The organism is Rhizobium sp. 01T444 (assembly GCF_056398305.1).
Map to the genome: position 1 here is coordinate 364,697 of NZ_JBFTPD010000003.1, position 21,258 is coordinate 385,954.

At 57.0% G+C, this 21,258-nt stretch carries 22 protein-coding genes; 11 read left to right on the forward strand and 11 right to left on the reverse strand.

Annotation, left to right across the window (positions count from 1 at the left end; all coding sequences use genetic code 11):
- Positions 1-134: 134 nt before the first annotated feature.
- Complete coding sequence (locus AC1DTN_RS07235) at positions 135-731, forward strand: nitroreductase family protein (RefSeq protein WP_477920241.1); 597 nt, start codon at positions 135-137, stop codon at positions 729-731.
- Positions 732-793: 62 nt separating this feature from the next.
- On the opposite strand, the gene gyrB is transcribed toward AC1DTN_RS07235, so the two are convergent.
- The 5 genes from gyrB to AC1DTN_RS07260 form a co-directional block, all read right to left on the reverse strand.
- Positions 794-3,229, reverse strand: coding sequence for a DNA topoisomerase (ATP-hydrolyzing) subunit B (gyrB, locus tag AC1DTN_RS07240; protein WP_477920242.1), 2,436 nt, complete (start codon positions 3,227-3,229; stop codon positions 794-796).
- Between the two features lie 133 nt (positions 3,230-3,362).
- On the reverse strand, positions 3,363-3,740 hold the full coding sequence (locus tag AC1DTN_RS07245) for a helix-turn-helix domain-containing protein (RefSeq protein WP_113322164.1): 378 nt from the start codon (positions 3,738-3,740) through the stop codon (positions 3,363-3,365).
- Positions 3,737-4,306, reverse strand: coding sequence for a Smr/MutS family protein (locus AC1DTN_RS07250; RefSeq protein WP_477920243.1), 570 nt, complete (start codon positions 4,304-4,306; stop codon positions 3,737-3,739). The genes AC1DTN_RS07245 and AC1DTN_RS07250 overlap by 4 nt, the downstream gene beginning before the upstream one ends.
- A complete protein-coding gene (gene mltA / locus AC1DTN_RS07255) occupies positions 4,306-5,421 on the reverse strand; it encodes a murein transglycosylase A (RefSeq protein WP_477920245.1) in 1,116 nt (371 codons plus the stop codon). The genes AC1DTN_RS07250 and mltA overlap by 1 nt, the downstream gene beginning before the upstream one ends.
- Positions 5,414-6,118: a Tim44/TimA family putative adaptor protein gene (locus AC1DTN_RS07260; protein ID WP_113322167.1), complete on the reverse strand. Its 705-nt coding sequence runs from the start codon at positions 6,116-6,118 to the stop codon at positions 5,414-5,416. The genes mltA and AC1DTN_RS07260 overlap by 8 nt, the downstream gene beginning before the upstream one ends.
- A 126-nt stretch (positions 6,119-6,244) precedes the next feature.
- On the opposite strand from AC1DTN_RS07260, the gene AC1DTN_RS07265 reads away from it, so the two are divergent.
- A complete protein-coding gene (locus AC1DTN_RS07265) occupies positions 6,245-6,763 on the forward strand; it encodes an FxsA family protein (RefSeq protein WP_477920246.1) in 519 nt (172 codons plus the stop codon).
- A 98-nt stretch (positions 6,764-6,861) separates the two neighbouring features.
- On the forward strand, positions 6,862-7,344 hold the full coding sequence (secB, locus tag AC1DTN_RS07270; protein ID WP_113322169.1) for a protein-export chaperone SecB: 483 nt from the start codon (positions 6,862-6,864) through the stop codon (positions 7,342-7,344).
- Between the two features lie 57 nt (positions 7,345-7,401).
- Here the strand turns inward: secB and dnaQ are convergent, their stop codons facing one another.
- From dnaQ to AC1DTN_RS07295, 5 genes are read right to left on the reverse strand one after another with little or no spacing between them, the layout of a single operon-like run.
- Entirely contained in the window at positions 7,402-8,118 is a 717-nt protein-coding gene (gene dnaQ / locus AC1DTN_RS07275) for a DNA polymerase III subunit epsilon (protein WP_113322170.1), read from the reverse strand.
- A complete protein-coding gene (gene coaE / locus AC1DTN_RS07280) occupies positions 8,111-8,722 on the reverse strand; it encodes a dephospho-CoA kinase (RefSeq protein WP_113322171.1) in 612 nt (203 codons plus the stop codon). Before coaE ends, dnaQ begins: the two co-directional genes overlap by 8 nt.
- Positions 8,722-9,579, reverse strand: coding sequence for a shikimate dehydrogenase (locus tag AC1DTN_RS07285; RefSeq protein ID WP_113322172.1), 858 nt, complete (start codon positions 9,577-9,579; stop codon positions 8,722-8,724). The genes coaE and AC1DTN_RS07285 overlap by 1 nt, the downstream gene beginning before the upstream one ends.
- The gene (locus tag AC1DTN_RS07290; RefSeq protein ID WP_439016918.1) at positions 9,572-10,171 is read right to left on the reverse strand and encodes a Maf-like protein; all 600 of its coding nucleotides are present in this window, start codon (positions 10,169-10,171) and stop codon (positions 9,572-9,574) included. The genes AC1DTN_RS07285 and AC1DTN_RS07290 overlap by 8 nt, the downstream gene beginning before the upstream one ends.
- A gap of 35 nt (positions 10,172-10,206) precedes the next feature.
- On the reverse strand, positions 10,207-11,028 hold the full coding sequence (locus AC1DTN_RS07295) for a pyruvate, water dikinase regulatory protein (protein ID WP_007813808.1): 822 nt from the start codon (positions 11,026-11,028) through the stop codon (positions 10,207-10,209).
- Positions 11,029-11,430: 402 nt separating this feature from the next.
- Here AC1DTN_RS07295 and hemE point away from each other — a divergent pair, with 402 nt between their 5' ends.
- From hemE to AC1DTN_RS07335, 8 genes are all read left to right on the forward strand, one after another.
- Positions 11,431-12,468 carry a uroporphyrinogen decarboxylase gene (gene hemE, locus AC1DTN_RS07300; protein WP_477920247.1) on the forward strand — a complete coding sequence of 346 codons (1,038 nt, stop codon included), beginning with the start codon at positions 11,431-11,433 and terminating at the stop codon, positions 12,466-12,468.
- Positions 12,468-13,004 carry a protoporphyrinogen oxidase HemJ gene (hemJ, locus tag AC1DTN_RS07305; RefSeq protein WP_477920248.1) on the forward strand — a complete coding sequence of 179 codons (537 nt, stop codon included), beginning with the start codon at positions 12,468-12,470 and terminating at the stop codon, positions 13,002-13,004. The genes hemE and hemJ overlap by 1 nt, the downstream gene beginning before the upstream one ends.
- A gap of 198 nt (positions 13,005-13,202) precedes the next feature.
- The gene (gene rho, locus AC1DTN_RS07310; RefSeq protein WP_113322177.1) at positions 13,203-14,468 is read left to right on the forward strand and encodes a transcription termination factor Rho; all 1,266 of its coding nucleotides are present in this window, start codon (positions 13,203-13,205) and stop codon (positions 14,466-14,468) included.
- Between the two features lie 105 nt (positions 14,469-14,573).
- The gene (gene mnmE / locus AC1DTN_RS07315; RefSeq protein WP_477920250.1) at positions 14,574-15,896 is read left to right on the forward strand and encodes a tRNA uridine-5-carboxymethylaminomethyl(34) synthesis GTPase MnmE; all 1,323 of its coding nucleotides are present in this window, start codon (positions 14,574-14,576) and stop codon (positions 15,894-15,896) included.
- A gap of 65 nt (positions 15,897-15,961) precedes the next feature.
- The gene (mnmG, locus tag AC1DTN_RS07320) at positions 15,962-17,836 is read left to right on the forward strand and encodes a tRNA uridine-5-carboxymethylaminomethyl(34) synthesis enzyme MnmG (RefSeq protein ID WP_477920251.1); all 1,875 of its coding nucleotides are present in this window, start codon (positions 15,962-15,964) and stop codon (positions 17,834-17,836) included.
- A 28-nt stretch (positions 17,837-17,864) separates the two neighbouring features.
- Complete coding sequence (gene rsmG / locus AC1DTN_RS07325; RefSeq protein WP_477920252.1) at positions 17,865-18,482, forward strand: 16S rRNA (guanine(527)-N(7))-methyltransferase RsmG; 618 nt, start codon at positions 17,865-17,867, stop codon at positions 18,480-18,482.
- A gap of 19 nt (positions 18,483-18,501) precedes the next feature.
- Positions 18,502-19,296, forward strand: a complete 795-nt coding sequence (locus tag AC1DTN_RS07330) for a ParA family protein (RefSeq protein ID WP_477819882.1) — start codon at positions 18,502-18,504, stop codon at positions 19,294-19,296.
- Positions 19,297-19,329: 33 nt separating this feature from the next.
- The gene (locus AC1DTN_RS07335) at positions 19,330-20,211 is read left to right on the forward strand and encodes a ParB/RepB/Spo0J family partition protein (RefSeq protein ID WP_477920253.1); all 882 of its coding nucleotides are present in this window, start codon (positions 19,330-19,332) and stop codon (positions 20,209-20,211) included.
- Here AC1DTN_RS07335 and holA read toward each other — a convergent pair whose 3' ends face one another.
- Positions 20,212-21,258 carry a DNA polymerase III subunit delta gene (gene holA / locus AC1DTN_RS07340; protein ID WP_477920254.1) on the reverse strand — a complete coding sequence of 349 codons (1,047 nt, stop codon included), beginning with the start codon at positions 21,256-21,258 and terminating at the stop codon, positions 20,212-20,214.

Genomic DNA, 21,258 nt, shown 5'->3' on the forward strand with positions numbered 1-21,258 from the left:
GGCCAGTTTCTGGAAACAGATTGTGCACTGGCCGTGACCAAACTTTGCTTGCCAAGCAAGCGAGCACGGAAATATCACTTAAGTGATCTCCCGCAATGGAATCCCCCGTCCATCGCCAACTTCCGGAAGCCAGCATGACCAAAGCCAATAGCCGCGAATCCGAATATCCAATCGATCCGATGTTTCTCGACCGTTGGTCGCCCCGCGCCTTTACCGGCGAGATCATCGAAGAAGCCCAGCTTCTGACGCTTCTCGACGCCGCACACTGGGCGCCGTCCTCCGCAAATATGCAGCCGTGGCGGTTCCTCTACGCCTTAAAAGGCTCCGAGCACTGGGAAGAATTCGTGAGCCTGCTCAACGAAGCCAACCAGGAATGGGCAAAGAACGCTTCAGCGCTGATCTTCGTGGTCTCGCGCAGCTTCAACGGCGCGCGCAGCGAGGGACGGTCAAGCTATACGCACTCTTTCGATGCCGGCACGGCCTGGGGCCATCTTGCCATGCAGGCCCGCATTTCCGGCTTCCATGCCCATGGCATGGGCGGCATCAAGCATGACGAGATCAAGGAAAAGCTTGAAGTCCCCGATGGTTACCGCGTTGAAGCCGGCATTGCCATCGGTCGCATCGCCGACAAGAGCATCCTTTCCGAGCGCAACCGGGAGCGCGAATTCCCGAGCCAGCGCAAGCCGCTCTCGGAGGTCGCCTTCAACGGCCATTTCATCGACAACGATTGATCGCAAAATAAAAAGCCCCGCAAGCCTGATGGCTGCGGGGCTTTTTCGCGACTGATTTTTGGTCAGATATCGAGGTTTGCGACGCTCAGCGCATTGTCCTGGATGAATTCGCGCCGCGGCTCGACTTCATCGCCCATCAGGCGCGCAAAAAGGCCGTCGGCATCGGTCGCATCGTTGACCTTGACCTGCAGCAGCGAGCGAACGTTCGGATCGAGCGTCGTTTCCCAGAGCTGTTCGGCGTTCATTTCGCCGAGACCCTTATAGCGCTRCATCGTCAGGCCCTTCCGGCCGCTTGCGAAAACTGCATCGAGAAGGGCGCGTGGACCGGAAATTTCGACATCGCCATCCCGTCGGCTCAGCGCCGGCGGCGTCTGATAGATTTCCTTCATCCGCGGCGTGAGTTGGTCGATAAAACGGGCATCCTGGGAGCCGATCAGCGCCATATCGAGCACGATGACCTCCTTGACGCCGCGAACCATGCGCTCGAGGCGGATACCGCCCTCGCTGGTGAGGCTGCCTTCCCAACCACGCTCGGTTTCCTCGGCGATGATGTCGAGACGCTTTGCCACCTCGATTGCCAGTTCCTGGGCACGTTCGGCATTGCTGACGGTTTCGGCATTGAGCGCGCCGGCGATTGCCGCCTGTTCGACGACCGCACGATTGTAGCGCGAATGCAGGTTGTCGAGCAGCGCGCGCAGGCGCAGGGCATCGTGAATGACCTCATTCAGATCCTGGCCGACACGGACTTCGCCGCTGGCGAGCTTCAGCGCCGCATCTTCCAGACCCTGGCCGATCAGATAATCTTCCAGCGCTTTTTCGTTCTTGACGTACTGGACCGACTTGCCACGCGACACCTTATAGAGCGGCGGCTGGGCGATGTAGAGGTGGCCGCGCTCGATCAGTTCCGGCATCTGGCGGAAGAAGAAGGTGAGCAGCAGCGTGCGAATGTGGGCGCCGTCGACGTCGGCATCCGTCATGATGATGATCTTGTGGTAGCGCAGCTTTTCGACATTGAACTCGTCCTTGCCGATTCCGGTGCCGAGCGCAGTGATAAGCGTGCCGATTTCCTGGCTCGACAGCATCTTGTCGAAGCGTGCACGCTCGACATTCAGGATCTTGCCACGCAGCGGCAGGATCGCCTGATTTTCGCGCGAGCGCCCTTGCTTTGCAGAACCGCCTGCCGAGTCACCCTCGACGAGGAAGACTTCAGACTTGGCCGGATCGCGCTCCGAGCAGTCGGCGAGCTTGCCGGGCAGCGAGGCGATATCGAGCGCACCCTTGCGGCGCGTCAGTTCGCGCGCCTTGCGGGCGGCTTCACGGGCGGCGGCGGCTTCAACGACCTTGCCAACGAGAATCTTCGCTTCGCTCGGATGTTCCTCGAACCAGGTATTCAAGGCCTCATTGACGAGGCTTTCGACGACAGGGCGAACTTCCGACGAAACTAGTTTGTCTTTCGTCTGCGATGAGAATTTTGGATCCGGTACCTTGACCGACAAGACTGCGGTCAGACCTTCGCGACAATCTTCGCCCTGCAGCGTCACCTTTTCCTTTTTCGTAATGCCGGAATTATCGGCATAGGAAACGACCTGACGCGTCAGTGCGGCGCGGAAGCCGGCCATATGCGTGCCGCCATCGCGCTGGGGGATGTTGTTGGTGAAGCAAAGCACGTTCTCGTGATAGCTGTCGTTCCACCACATGGCCACCTCGACGGTAATGCCATCCTTCTCGCCGCGGATCGCAACGGGCTTTTCGACGAGCGGCTTCTTGGCGCGGTCGAGATAGGAAACGAAGGCCTCGAGGCCGCCGTCATACATCATCTCTTCCTGCTTGATGTCGGAATGGCGCTTGTCCGTCAGCAGAATGCGGACGCCGGAGTTGAGGAAGGCCAGCTCGCGCAGGCGGTGCTCAAGTGTGCCGTAGTCGAACTCCGTCATGGTGAAGGTTCCGGTGCTCGGCATGAAGCTGACTTCCGTGCCGGTCTCGTTGCCCGCTTCGCCCGTCACCTTCAACGGAGCATCCGCAACGCCGTGGGTGAAGCTCATCTCATGAACCTTGCCCTGGCGACGGATCTTCAGCTTCAGCCAGACGGACAGTGCATTGACCACCGAAACGCCGACGCCGTGCAGACCACCCGAAACCTTATAGGAATTCTGGTCGAACTTACCGCCGGCATGGAGCTGGGTCATGATGACCTCGGCTGCCGACACGCCTTCGCCGCTGTGAATATCGGTCGGGATGCCGCGGCCGTTGTCCGTCACGGTCACAGAGCCATCGGGATTGAGCGCAACGGTGACGATGTCGGCATGGCCGGCCAACGCTTCATCGATCGCGTTATCGACGACTTCATAGACCATGTGGTGGAGGCCCGAGCCGTCGTCGGTATCGCCGATATACATACCGGGGCGCTTGCGCACGGCATCGAGGCCCTTCAGGACCTTGATGGAGTCTGCGCCATATTCGGTGTTTACGCCGTTTTCCGTCGCGGGTGCATCGGTCATTCTGTCGAGGTTTTCCCTGTTGTCGTAAGCAACGGCGCGCCTTGCGAATCACCGGCTTTTTCAATGTCGAATATAGGTTTTTTGCAGCGAGTTCCCAATGGCAAGGCCCTAAAACAAGGCATAAATCAGGGGATTATGACGCTTTTCCGTCCCCTTTGCCGTCATTTTCAAGAAGCGCCGATAACCGGGCGATATCGGCGCTGTCAAGGCTGCGAATTCGCTTGGCCAGACGATTGGCAAATTCGGTATATTCGGGCGGCAGGCCCGAGGTATCGACGACCACGCGCGGATCGGAAGAGCCGGCAACGAGGAAGAGTTCTTCGGCCTCGTCCCAGATGATGTTGAAGTAGCCGGCGATGCGCTGCAGCAGATCGAAGCTTGGCACGCCGCGCTTTCCATGCTCGAGCGCCGAGAGATAGGCAGGCGAAACATTGAGCGCCGCCGCCATCTGTTTCTGCGTCACGCCCTTGCGGGCGCGCAGCTTGCGAACTGCTTCTGCAAACGGCGTCACGATGTTTCCCCGGCCCGCCGCGAGAGGCGGATATAGAGGGCGCCCGCGCCACCATGATGTTGGGCCGCTGGCTCATAGGACGAAATCAGAAAACGGAATTCCGGCTTGGAGAACCAGAGCGGCACCGCGCGCTTCAAGGCGCCTTCGCTGCCCATGGAGCTGCCCTTACCTGTGATGACGAGAACGTGCCGCATGCCGCGTTCATGCGCGCGGATCAGGAAATCGAGCAGGAAGGAATGCGCTTCGCTCTGGACCATGCCGTGAAGATCGATCCGTGCTTCCAGCGCCAGCTTGCCTTTGGCGATCTTGCGCTTGACCGGCCGCTCCAGCGGATGGTGGACGCCCGAGGGCTGTTTTACAGGCGGCTGGGCTACCGGTTGCTGCGGAAGTGGCGTGGCCGTCTTCTGCTTTTCCGCCTTTTCCTGTTCGGCTGCCGCTTCGGCCTCCGCCAGGAAGGCGTCGAGCGCGGTCAGTTCATCCGTCTTGCCGGGCATGGGCCGGGTACTGCGGGCTACCCTGCCCCAGAGGATTCTCTCGTCTGAGCTGAGCTTGCGGTCCTTCGGCATCAGAGGAACCTCGCTGCAGCGGCATTTGGGATGAGAATTGCGAAATCGGCATCGTTGCGTACTGTTCCCGCCAACTCGCCTGCAGCATGGCCCGAACCGGTGAAAATGTCGCCGCGCGCGGGGCCGACAATTGCCGAACCAGTGTCCAGCGCCAGCATCAGCCGTTGAAACGGCTTACCGGCATCGAGATGCGTCAGGCTTTCGGAGCGGATGAAGAATGGAAAACCGAAAGTATGGATCAGGCGGTCGACGGCGAGCGAACGCCCCGCAAGCAGCGGCACCTTCGCGGCGGCGATCGGTCCGGCATTCGGATTGTCCACCGGTGCGTCCCGGAAGAAAATATAGGATCGGTTATGCCAGAGGACTTCGTCGACTTGGTCCGGATGTGTGGCAAGCCATGCGCGGACCGACTGCATGGAAATTTTCGCACGGTCGATCTCGCCACGGTCGATCAATAGCTTGCCGATCGCCGAAAATGGGTGGCCGGCTTTTGCGGCGTAGGTGATGCGGCCGATCCTGCCATCCGGATAGCGCAGACGGGCAGCGCCCTGCACGTGGACGAAGAAAAGATCGACCTTCGATTTCGCCCAGGCGATCTCAAGACCACGGCCCTCAAGATAGCCCTGATCGATGTCGTGGCGATCCGGATAGGCATCGATCAGCCCAGCACGCAAGCGTCCAAATGCGTAGGAGCCATCAAACCGCCCGGGACGATTTTGATCATCGAGATCGATAAGATCATCCGGGCGCCGGTAGATCGGAAAACGGAAGGTCGCATCCTGTCTGTCGGAAACTTCGATTTCGGGTTCGTAGAAGGCGGTGACGAAACCACTGACGCCGTCGGTCCGGACAATCCGGAATGGCTGGCAGTGCTTTTCAAAAAAGCCACGCGCTTCCTTCGCCGAAGACGGACGAAAAGTCTCTGCTTCCTCCAGCAATGGAAGGAGATCGGCTGAACTCAGCCCCAGCGAACCGGTACGATAAGGTTTGGTTTCGGAAATATGCCGGCGACAGGTAGCCATGACTTCAAAAAGGCTGGAGGGATCATCATCCCTCCAGCCTTCCATTGCGTCGAAACTGACTGCCTGAAGGGCAAAGCCGGCGGCGTCAGTCATGTTCCGATTCAGTCGCGACGAGTTTCCAGTTGGGGTCGCGCGATCGCGTATCGCGAGCGAACGTCCAGAGATCGTTGACCTCCGCGACATTCTCTGCATCACCGTCGATCAGCGTGTCGTTCTTGTCGTAGGAGGCAGAGATCAGCTGACTGATGATGCGCACGGTGATCTGCGCCTCGCTGCCCTTGGTCTCGGCATGGGTGATCTCAGCCTTGTCGATGCCCACGAAAGTGGACTTCATCTTCTCGCCCTTGTTTTCGCGATCGCTGATCGCTGCGTCGAAGCCGTCATAGACTTCTCGGGAGAGGAGGTTCTTCAGCGATTTGCGGTCACCATCAGCAAAGGCCATGACGATCATCTCGTAGGCCATACGGGCGCCATTCAAGAATTCCTTCGGGTCGAAGGAGGGATCGGCTCTGTTGAGCGCGCGCAGCGATTCGTTCAGCGGCGTGCCGGCCGGTGCGAAAGCGTCGATGGCGGAAAAGCGGTCTTCCTCTTCCCCATTCACATCGCGCCGCGGCAGGGTTACGACCTTGCCGGCATCGGCGCTGTCGTTCTGCGCGGCATCCCGTGGCGTATAGAGATCACGCGGCGGCTTCTCATTTCCCGTGCGGCGTCCGAGAACGGATCGAAGCTGAAAGAAAATCAGCACCGCCGCCACCAAGAAAAATAATGTGATGAAGTCGTTTGAACTCATATCCCGCCGTTCACTGTTAACATCCCTGATTTCTACCCCCATATAGTCCGGCTATACGAATGATTCAAATCATGGCTGGTATCTTCGCCAGTGCCAAGAGGAGCCCGAGCCACTCGGGGTAAAGAGATGCGTTTTTCCATGCTGCCGGTTTTCGCGCTGCTTCTGCCGCTTGCCGAGATCGCTGGCTTCGTAATTGTCGGCCGCGCAATCGGACTTGCCGCGACGCTGGCGCTTGTCGTACTGGGCTTTGTCGTCGGCTCCTTCCTCTTGCGCCGGCAGGGTATTGGCATCCTGCGCCGCATGTCCGCCGAAGGGCGCAGCGGTACCGTGCCCGGGCGGGAGCTGCTCAATCCGGCGATGACTGTCATCGCCTCGCTGCTCTTCATCATCCCGGGCTTTCTGTCGGATATACTGGCGATCCTGCTTCTTATCCCGCAGGTTCGCAATCTGCTCTGGCGGTCGATCGCAAAGCGTTTCGTTGTCGTTGGCGCGAGCGGCGACGGTTTTTCGGCTTCCTCGCGTTCGGAATTTCGAGGCCGGCCAGGCAAGCCGGGCGATTCAAAGGTGGTCGATCTCGATGAAGAGGACTATCATCGGGAACCGGACGGCAAGTCGCCCTGGTCTGGCAAACGGCTCGGAGACTGATATGGCGGCGCATTAACTGCGCCGGACGCCCAGGGTTGTAAGCCTATTCCCGAAATGTTAGATGGCGGCACCATTCAATGCCCCTCGAGGAAAATCCCATGGCAGACGATAACAGCAGCAACGGCGCAGCGAGCCCGACCCTTTCGATCCTTGCCCAGTACGTCAAGGATCTTTCCTTCGAAAACCCGGGCGCACCGCGCTCGCTTCAGGCCCGCGACAAGGCACCGGCGATCAACATCAATGTGAACGTCAATGCCAATCCGCTGTCCGAAACGGATTTCGATGTCGTGCTTTCGCTGATCGCTGAAGCCAAGGAAGGCGACAAGACGGTCTTCCACACCGAGCTCGTCTATGGCGGCGTCTTCCGCGTTGCCGGCTTCCCGCAGGAGCACATGCTGCCGGTTCTCTTCATCGAGTGCCCGCGCATGCTCTTTCCGTTTGCCCGCCAGATCATTGCCGACGTCACGCGCAATGGCGGCTTCCCGCCGCTGATGATCGACCCGATCGATTTCGCACAGATGTTCGCACAGCGCGTTTCCGAAGAACAGGCCCGCTCCAAGGTTCAGGCCGTTCCGAACTAAGCCGGTTTTACAGGCTCTCGAACTCAAATGCCCGGGCAAACCCGGGCATTTTTATTTTCAGTTGAGCTGATCGTATTTCGACCAGACGGCCTTTTGACCAAGCTTGGCGATGAGAGCGTCATGTGCCTCAACTTCCGCTTTGCTCAATCGCGGCGCCAACGACCGCGGCCTCTCCATGATGGCAGCGACCACGACTTCTTCCACCTCGGCGTCGCTTTTGCTCCGGCTCGCAGATCCCGCAACGCCGAGGCCCAGTGCAGCCTGCCGGCCGCCGATCATCTCGATATAGACTTCGGCGAGAAGTTCGGAGTCGAGGAGAGCGCCGTGTTTGGTACGGTGCGAGTTGTCGATACCGTAACGGCGGCAGAGAGCATCGAGCGAGTTCGGTCCCATTGGATGCTTTCGGCGGGCAAGCGAGAGCGTGTCGACGACGCGATCCGGCAGGATCGGCGGAACGCCGAGCCTGGCAAGCTCGGCATTCACAAAGCCCATGTCGAAAGTGGCGTTGTGGGCGATCCACTTGCCGTCGCCGAAGAATTCCAGAATCTGCTCGAAGACATCGGCAAAAGGCGGCTTGTCCTTCAGGAATTCGTCGGTGATGCCGTGGACGGCGAGCGCATCGGGATGAACCTTCTGATCACCCGGATTGACGAAGAGGTGGAGCGTCCTTCCGGTCGGAAAATGATTGAAGAGTTCAATACCGCCGATTTCGATGATGCGGTCCATGCGGTTGTCGAGGCCGGTGGTTTCCGTATCGAAAATGATCTCACGCATGTGGGACTTCTTCCTTCGCTATCCGCTTCTTCAAGTCGGCGACGATATCTGCCACCTGTTTTCTTGTCGTCTCGATGCTGTGGCTGCTATCTACGATGTAGTCGGCCCGACGGCGTTTTTCTGTATCTGATATCTGGCGGGAGAGAATCATATTGAATTTTTCTTCCGTCATGTTCGGCCGCGCAAGCACCCTCTCCCGCTGAATCTGTGGATCGGCGCTGACGACGACAATAACATCCACCCTCTGATCGGCGTCGGTTTCGAAAAGGAGGGGAATGTCGAGCAGGACCATATCTGCTCCCGCTGCCTCCTGCCGTGCTAGGAATTCACTCTCCCGCTTGCGCACCAAGGGATGAACAATCTGTTCGAGCCGCTTGAAGCCAGCTGGATCTCGAGCGAGTTGCCGGCCAAGTTCCTGACGGTCGACGGTACCGTTCTTCATTGTGCCGGGGAAAGCTGCATCGACCAGAGGTGCCGCCTCGCCCGCATAAAGATCGTGCACAACAGCGTCAGAATCGTTGACCGCGACACCGGCTTCGGCAAAGAGCTTCGCCGCCGTCGACTTGCCCATTCCGATGGAGCCGGTGAGGCCGATCTTCAGCATCAGTGTTTTTCCATATCCGCTGTTATCAATGCGCGCAGCGTTTCATCAACGACAGGCCGCCTGCCGAACCATTTTTCAAATCCCGGGACCGCCTGGTGCAGGAGCATGCCGAGGCCATCGACGATGGCAAAACCTTGTTCCTCTGCCTGTGCAAGGATCGGTGTTTTCAAGGGCACATAGACGATATCCGTGACGACTGCGTCCGAAAGCATTGGCGAGAAATCGATGGCGGGTGCCGCCTCTCCGTCCATGCCGAGAGAGGTGGTGTTGATGAATAGGCCCGCCCCGGTCATTACTTCGGCGAGTGCTGCGGTCGGATGAGCATGGACCTTCGGGCCGAAGCGGTCGGCCAGTTCCTGCGCCCGCTCGACTGTGCGGTTGACGACGTGGATTTCTTTGAAGCCGCGGTCGCGGACCGCCTGAATGACAGCGCGACTTGCACCACCGGCACCGAAGATGACGACCCGGTTATGCCGGTCCCAGCCGGGATGGCGTTCATTGAGATTGGCGGTAAAGCCGCGGCCGTCCGTGTTCGTCGCAAGAAGTTTTCCATCCTCCAGCCACAGCGTATTCGATGCGCCGAGTTCTTCCGAAAGCTCGTCCGGTTGGTCCGCTAGCTTGAACGCCATCTCCTTGTGCGGGATCGTGACATTGCCGCCAACGAAACCGGCACTACCGTTCCTTAACGAGGCGATGAAATCTGCAAAGATTTCCGGGGCAACCTCATGCGCCCGATAGCTGCCGGGCAGATCGAGGGTCTTCAGCCAGTAGCCGTGGATCAATGGTGAGCGTGAATGCTTGACGGGAAAACCCGTGACAAACGCTTTCGGCCCATGTGTTTCACGTGAATCATCCATCGATCGCATCCAGTTCCCGGAGTTTTGCAAGGAGAGGCAACATCGGCAGACCGAGGATCGTGAAATAATCTCCGTCGATCTTCTCGAACAGCTGGATCCCTTCCCCCTCAAGCTGATAGGCACCGACGCTTGCCAGAGCCTTTGGTCCCACGCGCTTGAGATGGCGCGCAATAAAATCATCGGTCAGCGGACGCATCGTCAGTTCCGCATGCGCCACGTGTTGCCATAGGACTCCGCCATCCCTGACAATCGCAATCGCGCTGTTCAAGCTGTGTGTTCTGCCGCCAAGCATGCTCAGATGATTGGCTGCATCCGCCATATCCTTCGGCTTGTGAAAGACCTGAGCGCCAAGCGACATCGTCTGATCCGAGCCGATGACGAGTGCACCGCCGAAGCGCCGGCTGACCTCATCCGCCTTTGCTTCGGCAAGAACGAGCGCCACCTGATCGGGTGTGGCGCCCGATTTTTCCAGAGGAGCCTCGATTGCCCGTTCATCGATGTGAGCGGCATGCGCTTCAAAAGCCAGACCGGCATTTTCCATCAGCATCCGCCGGAATGGGCTCGACGATGCGAGAACGAGCTTTGGTGTCATCCCAGTTCCTCGGGAGCGATTCAGTTGTTCAGCGCTTAACGCAGCTTCGGCCGCAGGGCAACGATCGCCGCAGCCGTTTCCTCGATCGAGCGCCGAGTGACGTCGATCATCGGCCAGTTATGGCGGGCACAAAGAGAGCGCGCATACTTCAGCTCCTCCGAGATTGCTGCACGGTCGGTATAGTGTTCCTGGTCGAAACCCGGCGTCGATCCGAGCAGACGATTTTCACGGACTTGAGAAATCCGATCCGTGGTGGCGATGAGGCAGACTATCAGCGGTTTGGTCGCTGCCGCCAAAGCCTCGGGCAAGGGCACGCCATAGACGATCGGGATATTCGCGGTCTTGATGCCACGGTTTGCGAGATAAATGCTGGTCGGCGTCTTCGACGTACGGCTGATGCCGACGATGACGACGTCGGCCTCATTATAATCCTCCGGCATCTGACCATCATCATGGTCCATCGTGAAATTCAGCGCTTCGATGCGCGCGAAGTAGCCGGCGTTCATCACGTGCTGAGCGCCGACCCGCCTTCTGGAGGGAGCGCCGAGATAGATCTGGAACGCGCCGATAACCGGTTCCAAAACATTGACCGAGGCCACGCCCATTTCTGCGCAGCGTTCATCAATGATGCTGGCAAGCTCCGGATCGACGATCGTGTAGAGAACAATGCCGGGTTCACTGTCGATCGCCTGAAGCACCGGCATCAGCTGCTTGCGGTTTCTGATCAGCGGATAGACGTGTTCGATCGGCTGAGAAGACTTGAACTGCGCCGACGCGGCACGGCCGGCGGAGATCAGAGTCTCACCGGTCGAGTCAGAAATCAGATGCAGATGGAAGAAGTTCGTTCTGTTCTCCACGCTATTTTCCGCTGCCTGTTGAAAAGACTGGACAGCGAAGAGCTAATGGCCCGGCCGGGATCGAGGCAAGGGAAAACATGCCTCCTTATCCACATCCGGAACTTTCGGAGGTCGTTTCGGAGGTGCCTGTGGAGTGTGGGGACTGTGGTCATGCTTCCTAAAACGATGCACAGCTTATCCACAAGATCGGCGACAAAATGAATTCCCGGAACCTTCTGGAATCTCTATTGGATTAGAATTCCCTACCGCTTTAAGCGCAAATATACGAATCTCGGTTCCCACTGACCCAGCCTGCGTGACAAATCGCGCTGTCAGTGGATGGATTTTAATCCTTGATAGACACCGACTCTAAGAAATAGAAACCTTTTAAAATATCTTTGTATTTTTATAGGGAAGAAGCGCTTGAGCGAAACGCGCCGGAAAATTATGCGGGTTCTTGATGGCGAGACCCTGACGCCCCCACCCCTCTGGCTCATGAGGCAGGCGGGTCGCTATCTGCCCGAGTACAGGGAAACGCGTGCGAAGGCGGGAAGTTTCCTCGATCTCTGTTATTCGCCTGATCATGCCGTCGAGGTCACGCTTCAGCCGATACGCCGCTATGGCTTTGATGCCGCGATCCTGTTTTCCGATATCCTGGTCATCCCTGATGCGATGAAGCGCAATGTACGCTTTACCGAGGGGCATGGCCCTGAAATGGATCCGATCGACGAGGCGGGTATCGCCGGCCTGGATGGAGAAAGCGTTGTCGATTACCTGCAGCCAGTCCTGGAGACGGTGAAGCGCCTGAGGAATGAGCTACCCACCGAGACAACCCTCCTTGGCTTCTGCGGCGCGCCCTGGACGGTTGCGACCTATATGATTGCCGGTCATGGCACGCCAGATCAGGCGCCCGCTCGCCTCTTCGCCTACAGGCATCCGCGCGCCTTCGAATACCTGTTGACGCTGCTCGCGGATGTCTCTGCAGATTATCTCGTGGCGCAGATCGATGCTGGCGCTGATGCGGTGCAAATCTTCGACTCCTGGGCCGGTGTTCTCGGCGAGAGGGAATTTGACGCTTTCGCAATCCGTCCCGTGGCGCGCATGATCGCTTCGATCAGGGCACGGCGGCCGCAAGCGCGGATCATCGCCTTCGCCAAAGGTGCGGGCTACATGCTCAAGACCTACCGGCAGAGGACCGGAGCAGATGCGATCGGGCTCGATTGGTCCGTACCACTTGCCTTTGCGGCCGAGCTGCAGAAGGACGGACCAGTGCAAGGCAATCTCGATCCGATGCGTGTCGTGGCTGGCGGTCGTTCACTGGAGGAAGGTATCGACGATATTATTCAAGCGCTCGGAAACGGACCGCTGATTTTCAATCTGGGTCATGGCATCACGCCGCAAGCGGATCCGGAGAATGTACGCCTTCTTGTCGATCGCGTGCGTGGTATGGGGGCTGCGTGATGGAAAAGCAGACGGATCAAAAGCCGGGTGCCTATGCCCGCCGGCGTGCCAATTTTGCGCTGGCCTTCTTCGCTCTTCTGGCTGTCGGGCTCTTCGTCTGGAACCCTGATAATCTCTATCTCTGGATCAAGGCCCTTCACATCATCGCCGTGATCTCGTGGATGGCCGGGCTTTTCTACATGCCCCGCCTTTTCATCTATCACACGGATGCAGAACCTGGTTCGGTTCAATCCGAGACCTTCAAGGTGATGGAGCGGCGGCTGCTCAAGATCATTATGAACCCGGCGATGATGCTGACCTGGATCCTTGGTCTTTATCTCGCCTGGTCGGTCTATGGTTTCCACGGCGGCTGGCTACATGCGAAGATCGGGTTGGTTGTCCTCCTGACAATCGTCCATGTTTTTTTCAGCAGAGCCGTGCGGGCGTTCGAACGGGATGAAAACCGTCGCTCGGCACGTTACTGGCGCTTCATGAACGAGGCGCCAACAGCACTGATGATCCTCATCGTCATCCTGGTAGTGGTGAAGCCTTTTTGAAGCCCAGGGGTTGCTGAGGTTAAATTTCAGTCATTTTAAGCAGCCCCCTTGCGGGCCGGGTTCCGACTCGCTATTTTCCGGCCATCTCATCTTCGTGGCATGTGTGTAGAGTTCAGTCGCCTGCGAGCCCCTTTCGCAGTACCGAATACGACCCAACATCGCCTTTCCCCTTATAAAATAACGAGTATTGGTCACTTCATGGCTGAAATGAAGCTTCAGGAACTTAAGAGTAAATCCCCGACGGATCTTCTGGCTTTTGCCGAATCGCTCGAGGTCGAAAATGCGAGCACGATGCGCAAGCAGGAGCTCATGTTTGCAATCCTCAAGGTTCTTGCCAGTCAGGATATCGAAATTATCGGCGAAGGCGTCGTTGAAGTCCTGCAGGATGGTTTCGGGTTTCTGCGCTCCGCAAATGCTAACTATCTGCCCGGTCCGGACGATATCTACATCTCTCCCTCCCAGATCCGCCGCTTCTCTCTGAAGACCGGCGATACGGTCGAGGGTCCGATCCGCGGTCCGAAGGAAGGCGAACGCTATTTCGCGCTTCTCAAGGTCAACACAATCAATTTCGATGATCCCGAAAAGATCCGTCATAAGGTTCACTTCGACAACCTGACGCCGCTCTATCCGAACGACCGTTTCAAGATGGAACTGGATGTTCCRACCTCCAAGGATCTTTCGCCCCGCGTGATCGATCTCGTGGCGCCTCTCGGCAAGGGCCAGCGCGGCCTGATCGTTGCTCCGCCGCGTACGGGTAAGACGGTTCTCCTGCAGAACATCGCTCACTCGATCACCGCCAACCATCCGGAATGCTATCTAATCGTTCTGCTGATCGATGAACGTCCAGAAGAAGTCACGGATATGCAGCGTTCGGTCCGCGGCGAAGTTATTTCTTCTACATTCGACGAGCCGGCGGTTCGGCACGTCCAGGTCGCCGAAATGGTAATCGAAAAGGCCAAGCGACTCGTGGAGCACGGCCGCGACGTTGTCATCCTGCTCGATTCCATCACCCGCCTTGGTCGCGCCTACAATACCGTCGTTCCTTCGTCCGGTAAGGTTCTGACTGGTGGTGTCGACGCCAACGCGCTCCAGCGCCCGAAGCGCTTCTTCGGTGCAGCACGTAACATTGAAGAAGGTGGTTCGCTGACCATCATTGCAACGGCTCTCATCGACACCGGCAGCCGTATGGATGAAGTCATCTTCGAAGAGTTCAAGGGCACCGGTAACTCTGAAATCGTTCTCGACCGTAAGGTTGCTGACAAGCGTATCTTCCCGGCCATGGATATTCTCAAGTCGGGCACGCGCAAGGAAGACCTGCTCGTCCCGCGCCAGGATCTGCAGAAGATCTTCGTTCTGCGCCGCATCCTCGCCCCGATGGGAACGACCGATGCGATTGAATTCCTCATCGACAAGCTGAAACAGACCAAGAATAATGGTGACTTCTTCGACTCGATGAATACCTGATTATTAGCCGGATTCCTCACGCTGAGGCTGGTGAGTCGTTCACACGACCACCAGCCTTTTCTGTTTCGAATTGATTCGGAAACGAACCGATAGGCCGAAGACCATATGGAAACGTGGAACGACACCATATTTGCTCTTTCGAGCGGCGCCCCTCCGTCAGGTGTGTCGGTTGTTCGTGTCAGCGGCCCCCAGACCTGTTTTATCCTGGAGGCACTGGTTGGCGGGATTCCATCACCGCGAACGGCTGCCTACAGAACGATTCGGACTCGGAACGGTTTTCCGATCGATGCCGGGCTGGTTCTTTTCTTTCCTGGCCCGGCTTCCTTTACCGGCGAGGACTCCGCCGAATTCCAGATTCACGGTTCGAAAGCAGTTATATCGGCTCTCTCGAGAGAACTGGCAACGTTTTCGGGAACCAGACTTGCCATGGAAGGCGAATTCAGCCGTCGCGCCTTTGAAAACGGCAAGCTTGACCTCGTTGAGGTCGAGGGGTTAGCGGACCTTATAGCGGCTGAGACGGAAATGCAGCGTCGCCTAGCGCTGGAGCAGAGCTCGGGCGGTCTGTCGCGCCTATACGATTCGTGGGCGGAACGAATTACGCGCTCCCGCGCTTTGATTGAAGCCGAACTGGACTTTCCGGATGAAGACGATGTTCCCGGCTCTGTAGCGGATCAGATCTGGGTGTCGCTGGCGGAGCTTCGGCGAGAGATGGAGGATCATCTTTCTCATGCCGAAATGGGAGAGATTGTCCGAGATGGTTTTAAAGTTGTTATTGCCGGGGCGCCCAATGCTGGAAAGTCCAGCCTGATGAACTGGTTTGCGCAAAGGGACGTGGCGATCGTTACCGACATAGCAGGCACGACGCGCGACGTGCTTCATGTCGATATCAATCTGAATGGCTATCTGGTCAAGCTTTATGACACAGCGGGTCTGAGAGACACCGGCGATATAGTGGAGCAGGAAGGTATCAAGAGAGCACAGCTGGCGTTGAACAATGCTGATCTCGTGCTCTTTCTGACTGACATGGGGTCGCCATCACCAATAGATCCTATCGACTTGGAACGCGCTTCATCGCATGTTATGGTCGGCACCAAGCGGGACCTGTATCCTTCAACTGCTTCATACGACCTTCAGATTTCTACAATGACAGGTGAAGGCCTTCCGGAACTTCGGGACTTTGTTTCTTCCTTCATCGAACAGAAGTTTGAGGGATTGTCTCTATCCGTTCCGACACGGGAGCGGCATAAGGATTCGCTCTCGAAATGCCTGATTGCCCTATCGGCGGCAATCGATCAGGCAGAGCAAAGCCTGGAGATCAGGGCGGAATCTTTAAGACTCGCCGGTGATCATCTGGGGCGCATCACCGGACGGGTCGACGTTGAAGATCTTCTTGGCGTCATCTTTTCGGAGTTTTGTATCGGAAAATGATTCACGTGGAACGCCGGCGGCAGCGGCGTGAGAAGTTTCACGTGAAACCTTTTGTGGAGTAGCGCATGAGCGCCAGTAGTTATGACGTTATCGTGATCGGAGGCGGTCATGCCGGATCAGAAGCAGCCGCGGCTGCCGCGAGGATGGGCGCAAAAACTGCCTTGATCACGCATCGGCGCGACACGATTGGCGTAATGTCCTGCAATCCGGCCATCGGCGGGCTTGGCAAGGGCCACCTTGTTCGCGAGATTGATGCGATGGATGGTCTTATGGGCCGTATTGCTGATGCCGCAGGCATCCAGTTTCGTATGTTGAATAAGAAGAAGGGTGCAGCGGTTCGTGGTCCGCGCACCCAAGCCGATCGTAAGCTCTATCGACTCGCCATGTTGAATGCCATCGAGGCAATTGAGAACCTTGATGTGATCGAAGGCGACGCATTTGATCTGGATATCAAATGCAATCGAGTCGCTGGCGTAATAATGAAAGACGGAAGGCTCATCGTAGGCCCGTCGGTTGTTATTACGACAGGCACGTTCCTTCGGGGACTTATCCATATAGGAAATGAGAAGACACCTGCAGGCCGCGCCGGGGAGCCACCTTCGATGGGGCTTTCAACGACGTTCCTGCAATTGGGTTTGAAGCTGGGCCGTCTTAAGACAGGGACACCGGCTCGCTTGAACGGGAAAACGATTGATTGGGAATCTGTCGGGCGTCAGGCTGCCGATGACGAGCTGGTGCCGTTCTCCTTCATGACCGATCGGATCGTGAATCCACAGGTCGAGTGCGGCGTAACGCGAACAACAGAGGCGACGCACCGTATCATCGTCGCTAACCTGCAAAAATCGGCGATGTATTCTGGACAGATCGAAGGTGTCGGTCCGCGATATTGCCCATCGATTGAAGACAAGCTCGTTAAATTTGGTGAGAGGGACGGACATCAGATTTTCTTGGAACCTGAAGGGCTTGACGATAATACCGTTTATCCAAACGGGATTTCAACGTCGCTGCCGGCCGACGTTCAAGCCGCGTTCATCAGGACGATTCCTGGTTTGGAGCGCGTAGAAATATTGCATCCTGGCTACGCGATTGAATATGACCATGTCGATCCAAGAGAGTTGACGGCAACATTGGAAGTTAAAAAACTACCAGGGCTTTTCCTGGCTGGTCAGATTAACGGGACGACGGGTTATGAGGAAGCCGGCGCCCAAGGTCTTGCTGCAGGTCTCAACGCCGCATTGTCGAGTGGCAATTCCAAACCTTTTATATTCAGTCGTACGAACTCCTATATCGGCGTCATGATTGATGACCTGACGACGCGGGGTGTTACGGAGCCGTATCGAATGTTCACGTCTCGCGCGGAGTATCGATTGACACTCCGCGCCGATAATGCTGACGCGAGGCTTACGCCAGGCGCGATCGAACTTGGGTGTGTTTCCAGTGAACGCCAAGCTCGTTTTGCGGCATATCAAGACGAGTTGGAGAGCGGTAGAACGCTCCTTCAGTCTTTATCCGTTACGCCGAATGAAGCGCGTAAGGCAGGACTTAATCTTAATCTCGACGGCCAACGCCGAACTGCCTATGAACTTCTGTCCTATCCCGAATATGCGTTTTCGCAGTTGGAGCAGGTGTGGGGAGATCTGAAGTCCTTCTCCAAGAAGGTTGTCGAGGCTCTGGAGATCGAGGCGATCTATTCGGTTTATATGGATCGTCAGACCGCGGCCATCGAGGCACAGCGGCGAGATGAGGCGCGCTTGATTCCTGAGAGCTTTGATTACAGCAGTCTATCGGGACTCTCGAATGAGCTGAAGAATAAGCTCAACTCACAAAAGCCCGCCAACATCGCTCAGGCTCTGAAAGTGGAAGGTATGACGCCAGCGGCGATTTCGCTCTTGCTCGTGCACTTGCGTCGCGGTGAAAGTGTTCGTGGGCAGGTCGCGTAGTCGCTGCAAGGTTTGAGAGTCTTCGGGAATGGAATTAAACGGATTGCGTGTTTCACGTGAAACACAAGAACGTCTGCAATATTTCGCAGAGCTTTTCACGAAATGGGCCAAGGCGATCAACCTCATCGCCCCTTCGACCATGAGTGATATGTGGAACCGGCATATCGCGGATAGTGCGCAGATATTTCAGATCTCCCCTCACCCGCAAACCTGGATCGATCTCGGAAGCGGCGGCGGTTTTCCGGGTGTGATCACCGCGATCTTCCTGGCCGAACAGCAACAAGGTTGGGTTCACCTGGTGGAGAGCAACAATAAGAAGGCGGCATTTCTGCGCACTGCTTTGCGAGAAACCGGCGCGCGAGGCGAGGTGCACGCTATCAGGATCGAAGATGCGCCGGTAGCAATAGCTGCTTGCGACGCTGTTTCCGCCCGTGCGCTAGCCGATCTCGATAAGCTGATTGAATACGCGGCGCCCTGGATGGTTGGAAAGGAAAATAATCGCGCATATTTTCATAAAGGCCGGGATTACCAAAGAGAGATCCAGAAAGCACATGGCCGCTGGACTTTTGATCTGCTAGAACACAATAGCGCTGTTGAGCAAGATTCTGTAATTCTCGAAATATCAAGTCTCCAGCGCCTGGTTTAACGAAACGGATATTGCGGCAATGGCTGGCGAACGTAATCGGATTATCACCATCGCAAATCAAAAGGGTGGCGTCGGCAAGACGACCACCGCAATCAATTTGGCAACCGCTCTCGCCGCCATTGGCGAGCGGGTGCTGATTATCGATCTGGACCCACAGGGCAATGCAAGCACTGGTTTGGGTATTGATCGACGCAATCGTAAGCTTTCTTCTTACGATCTGATGGTCGGGCAAGCTGGTGTCGCTGAGACCGCGTTGGAAACGGCGGTTCCTAATCTCTTCATTGTTCCGTCGACGATGGATCTTCTCGGAGTCGAGATGGAAATCTCGCAGCAAAGCGATCGCGTCTTCAAGCTCAAAAAGGCATTGTCTTCCTCTGAGGCGGTGTCTTTTTCTTACATTCTTCTCGACTGCCCGCCTTCTTTCAACCTGCTGACGATGAATGCGATGGCGGCTGCCCATTCCGTGCTGGTACCGCTGCAGTGCGAGTTCTTCGCGCTTGAAGGTTTGAGCCAGCTTCTGGAGACCGTCAACCAGGTCCGCCGGACGGTCAATCCGCAGCTCGATATTCAAGGCATCGTGCTGACGATGTTCGATGCTCGCAATAATCTGGCGCAGCAGGTCGTCAACGACGTGCGAACTCATCTCGGTGAGAAGGTCTATCACACACTTATCCCGCGGAATGTCCGTGTTTCAGAGGCGCCTTCATACGGCAAGCCGGCTATTCTCTATGATCTCAAGTGCGCCGGCAGCCAGGCCTATCTGCAGCTCGCATCGGAAGTTATCCAGCGGGAGCGGCAGAGACTGGCAGCTTGAAAGACTGCATGACAGAGTAAGCGAGTTTTGAACATGAATGACGATACATCGAAAAGACGGCTTGGCCGTGGCCTCGCAGCCCTTATAGGTGAAATGGATCAGCCCGTTCCGGCCGAGGCGGAGCGGCCTACGGTCAGCGCCGACCGGATGATCCCCATCGAGTTCGTCACTCGCAACCCTCGCAACCCTCGTCGTTTCTTCGATGACTCCGAGCTTCACGACCTTGCGAGTTCGATCCGACAGCATGGGATCGTGCAGCCAATCGTCGCCAGAACGCTCGCGCGGGACCGCTATGAAATCATAGCCGGCGAAAGACGTTGGCGGGCAGCCCAACTGGCGGGTTTGGTTGAAATCCCTGTTATTATCAGGGATGTTGATGACAAGACGGCGCTGGAAATTGCGATCGTTGAGAACGTTCAACGCTCCGATCTCAATGCTCTCGAAGAGGCGCTCGGGTATGAGCAGCTCATCGCCGAATATGGATATACCCAAAATGATCTCGGTGAGATTATCGGCAAGAGCCGCAGCCATGTCGCCAATTCGTTGCGCCTATTGAAGCTGCCTGARCCCGTTCGGGACATGCTGGCTGCTGGGAGCCTTTCCGCGGGGCATGCGCGTGCGCTGGTTTCGACATCGGACCCCTCGGCACTTGCGCGTACAATTGTTTCCAAGGGCATGTCGGTGCGCGATGCGGAGAAGCTTGCGCAAAACGACATAAAGGCTCAGTCAGAGCCACACGCGCCTGTTCAAAGGAACCAGAAGGATTCCGATACGCTGGCTTTGGAGCGCACGCTATCGGATACGCTCGGGCTTGATGTGTTCATCAATCACAAGGCCAGTGGCGGTCAGATCCGCATCTCCTACAAATCTCTGGAGCAGCTCGAGGAAGTCTGCCGGCTTCTGGAACGCCGCTGATCAGGCTTGGGGGCGTCTTGCCGACTGCAGTGTCGTGGAGAGCAACGTCTGCATGGCGATGCTGTCTTCCAATATCTGACGCTGTCTCGTTTGCAGGACAGCTGCTTGCAGGCGCTTTGTTTCACGAGAGATGGAGTCTGCGCTCCAGCTTTTTAACGCCTGCTCTATAATCGGCTTGCGGCGGAAATGAAGATGTCTGCCCAGCGTCTGCATGATTTGAGCGGGCGGCAGTTTCTTGTCATCCATCTCGGCGCGCATCGTATCGAGAAGCTGAAATTGTCTAAGGCAGGCTTGGAGAACCAGAAAAACCGACGTTTTGGAACTGGTGATCTTCTGCATCGCATGCAGGAAACTGTTGCTGTTGCCGCTCAATATCGCGTCCACGGCATCATCGACCGAAATTGCACTGGCGTCCCCGATTATTTCGGTAACGTGATGATCATCGATCGTTCCCATGCCTCGGCAATAGAGCGCCAGTTTGCGAATTTCGTTTCTGGAGGCAATTCTGTCGCCGCCGATCAGCGCGACGAGAGCTTGCCTGGCAGCAGGCGTTATGCCCAACCCTTCGGCGGAAAGTTCGTTGTCGATCAGCGCGTTCAGCGCTCGGCCGTCGTCAGCATAGCAGGGGATGGCAACTGCTGCGCTACGAGCAGCCTCGACTGTCTTGCGTAAGGCAGATCCCTTTTTCAGGTCACCTGCTTCGATGATGATGCTGACTGCTTCAAGGGAAGCGCCGGACAGAAACGCGACAGCATCGACGAGATATTTCTCATTCGCGCCACCCCTTACCCATATCAGCTTTTCGCCGCCGAAAAGACCGATGGATTGGGCTTCATCAACCAACCGGCCAGGCTCTTTCTGTAGATCGCCGACATCAAGCTTGGTGACGGAGAACGGATCGTTCTGATCTATGCCCGTCTTTCCAGCGATCATACCGGCGCGCTCGGAAACGAGTCCACGGTCCGGACCATAGATCAGATAGATGCGGTACAGGCGTGCGGATTTCTGCAGAAACCCTTCGAACTCATGGGATTTGATTTCCGCCAC

What these genes read in the sequence shown, in the direction of transcription:
- AC1DTN_RS07235 (WP_477920241.1), top strand. Translation starts at nt 135, where the DNA reads ATGACCAAAGCCAATAGCCGCGAATCCGAATATCCAATCGATCCGATG.
- AC1DTN_RS07250 (WP_477920243.1), bottom strand. Translation starts at nt 4,306, where the DNA reads ATGCCGAAGGACCGCAAGCTCAGCTCAGACGAGAGAATCCTCTGGGGC.
- mltA (WP_477920245.1), bottom strand. Translation starts at nt 5,421, where the DNA reads ATGACTGACGCCGCCGGCTTTGCCCTTCAGGCAGTCAGTTTCGACGCA.
- AC1DTN_RS07260 (WP_113322167.1), bottom strand. Translation starts at nt 6,118, where the DNA reads ATGAGTTCAAACGACTTCATCACATTATTTTTCTTGGTGGCGGCGGTG.
- AC1DTN_RS07265 (WP_477920246.1), top strand. Translation starts at nt 6,245, where the DNA reads ATGCGTTTTTCCATGCTGCCGGTTTTCGCGCTGCTTCTGCCGCTTGCC.
- secB (WP_113322169.1), top strand. Translation starts at nt 6,862, where the DNA reads ATGGCAGACGATAACAGCAGCAACGGCGCAGCGAGCCCGACCCTTTCG.
- dnaQ (WP_113322170.1), bottom strand. Translation starts at nt 8,118, where the DNA reads ATGCGTGAGATCATTTTCGATACGGAAACCACCGGCCTCGACAACCGC.
- coaE (WP_113322171.1), bottom strand. Translation starts at nt 8,722, where the DNA reads ATGCTGAAGATCGGCCTCACCGGCTCCATCGGAATGGGCAAGTCGACG.
- AC1DTN_RS07285 (WP_113322172.1), bottom strand. Translation starts at nt 9,579, where the DNA reads ATGGATGATTCACGTGAAACACATGGGCCGAAAGCGTTTGTCACGGGT.
- AC1DTN_RS07290 (WP_439016918.1), bottom strand. Translation starts at nt 10,171, where the DNA reads ATGACACCAAAGCTCGTTCTCGCATCGTCGAGCCCATTCCGGCGGATG.
- hemJ (WP_477920248.1), top strand. Translation starts at nt 12,468, where the DNA reads ATGGAAAAGCAGACGGATCAAAAGCCGGGTGCCTATGCCCGCCGGCGT.
- mnmE (WP_477920250.1), top strand. Translation starts at nt 14,574, where the DNA reads ATGGAAACGTGGAACGACACCATATTTGCTCTTTCGAGCGGCGCCCCT.
- mnmG (WP_477920251.1), top strand. Translation starts at nt 15,962, where the DNA reads ATGAGCGCCAGTAGTTATGACGTTATCGTGATCGGAGGCGGTCATGCC.
- rsmG (WP_477920252.1), top strand. Translation starts at nt 17,865, where the DNA reads ATGGAATTAAACGGATTGCGTGTTTCACGTGAAACACAAGAACGTCTG.
- AC1DTN_RS07330 (WP_477819882.1), top strand. Translation starts at nt 18,502, where the DNA reads ATGGCTGGCGAACGTAATCGGATTATCACCATCGCAAATCAAAAGGGT.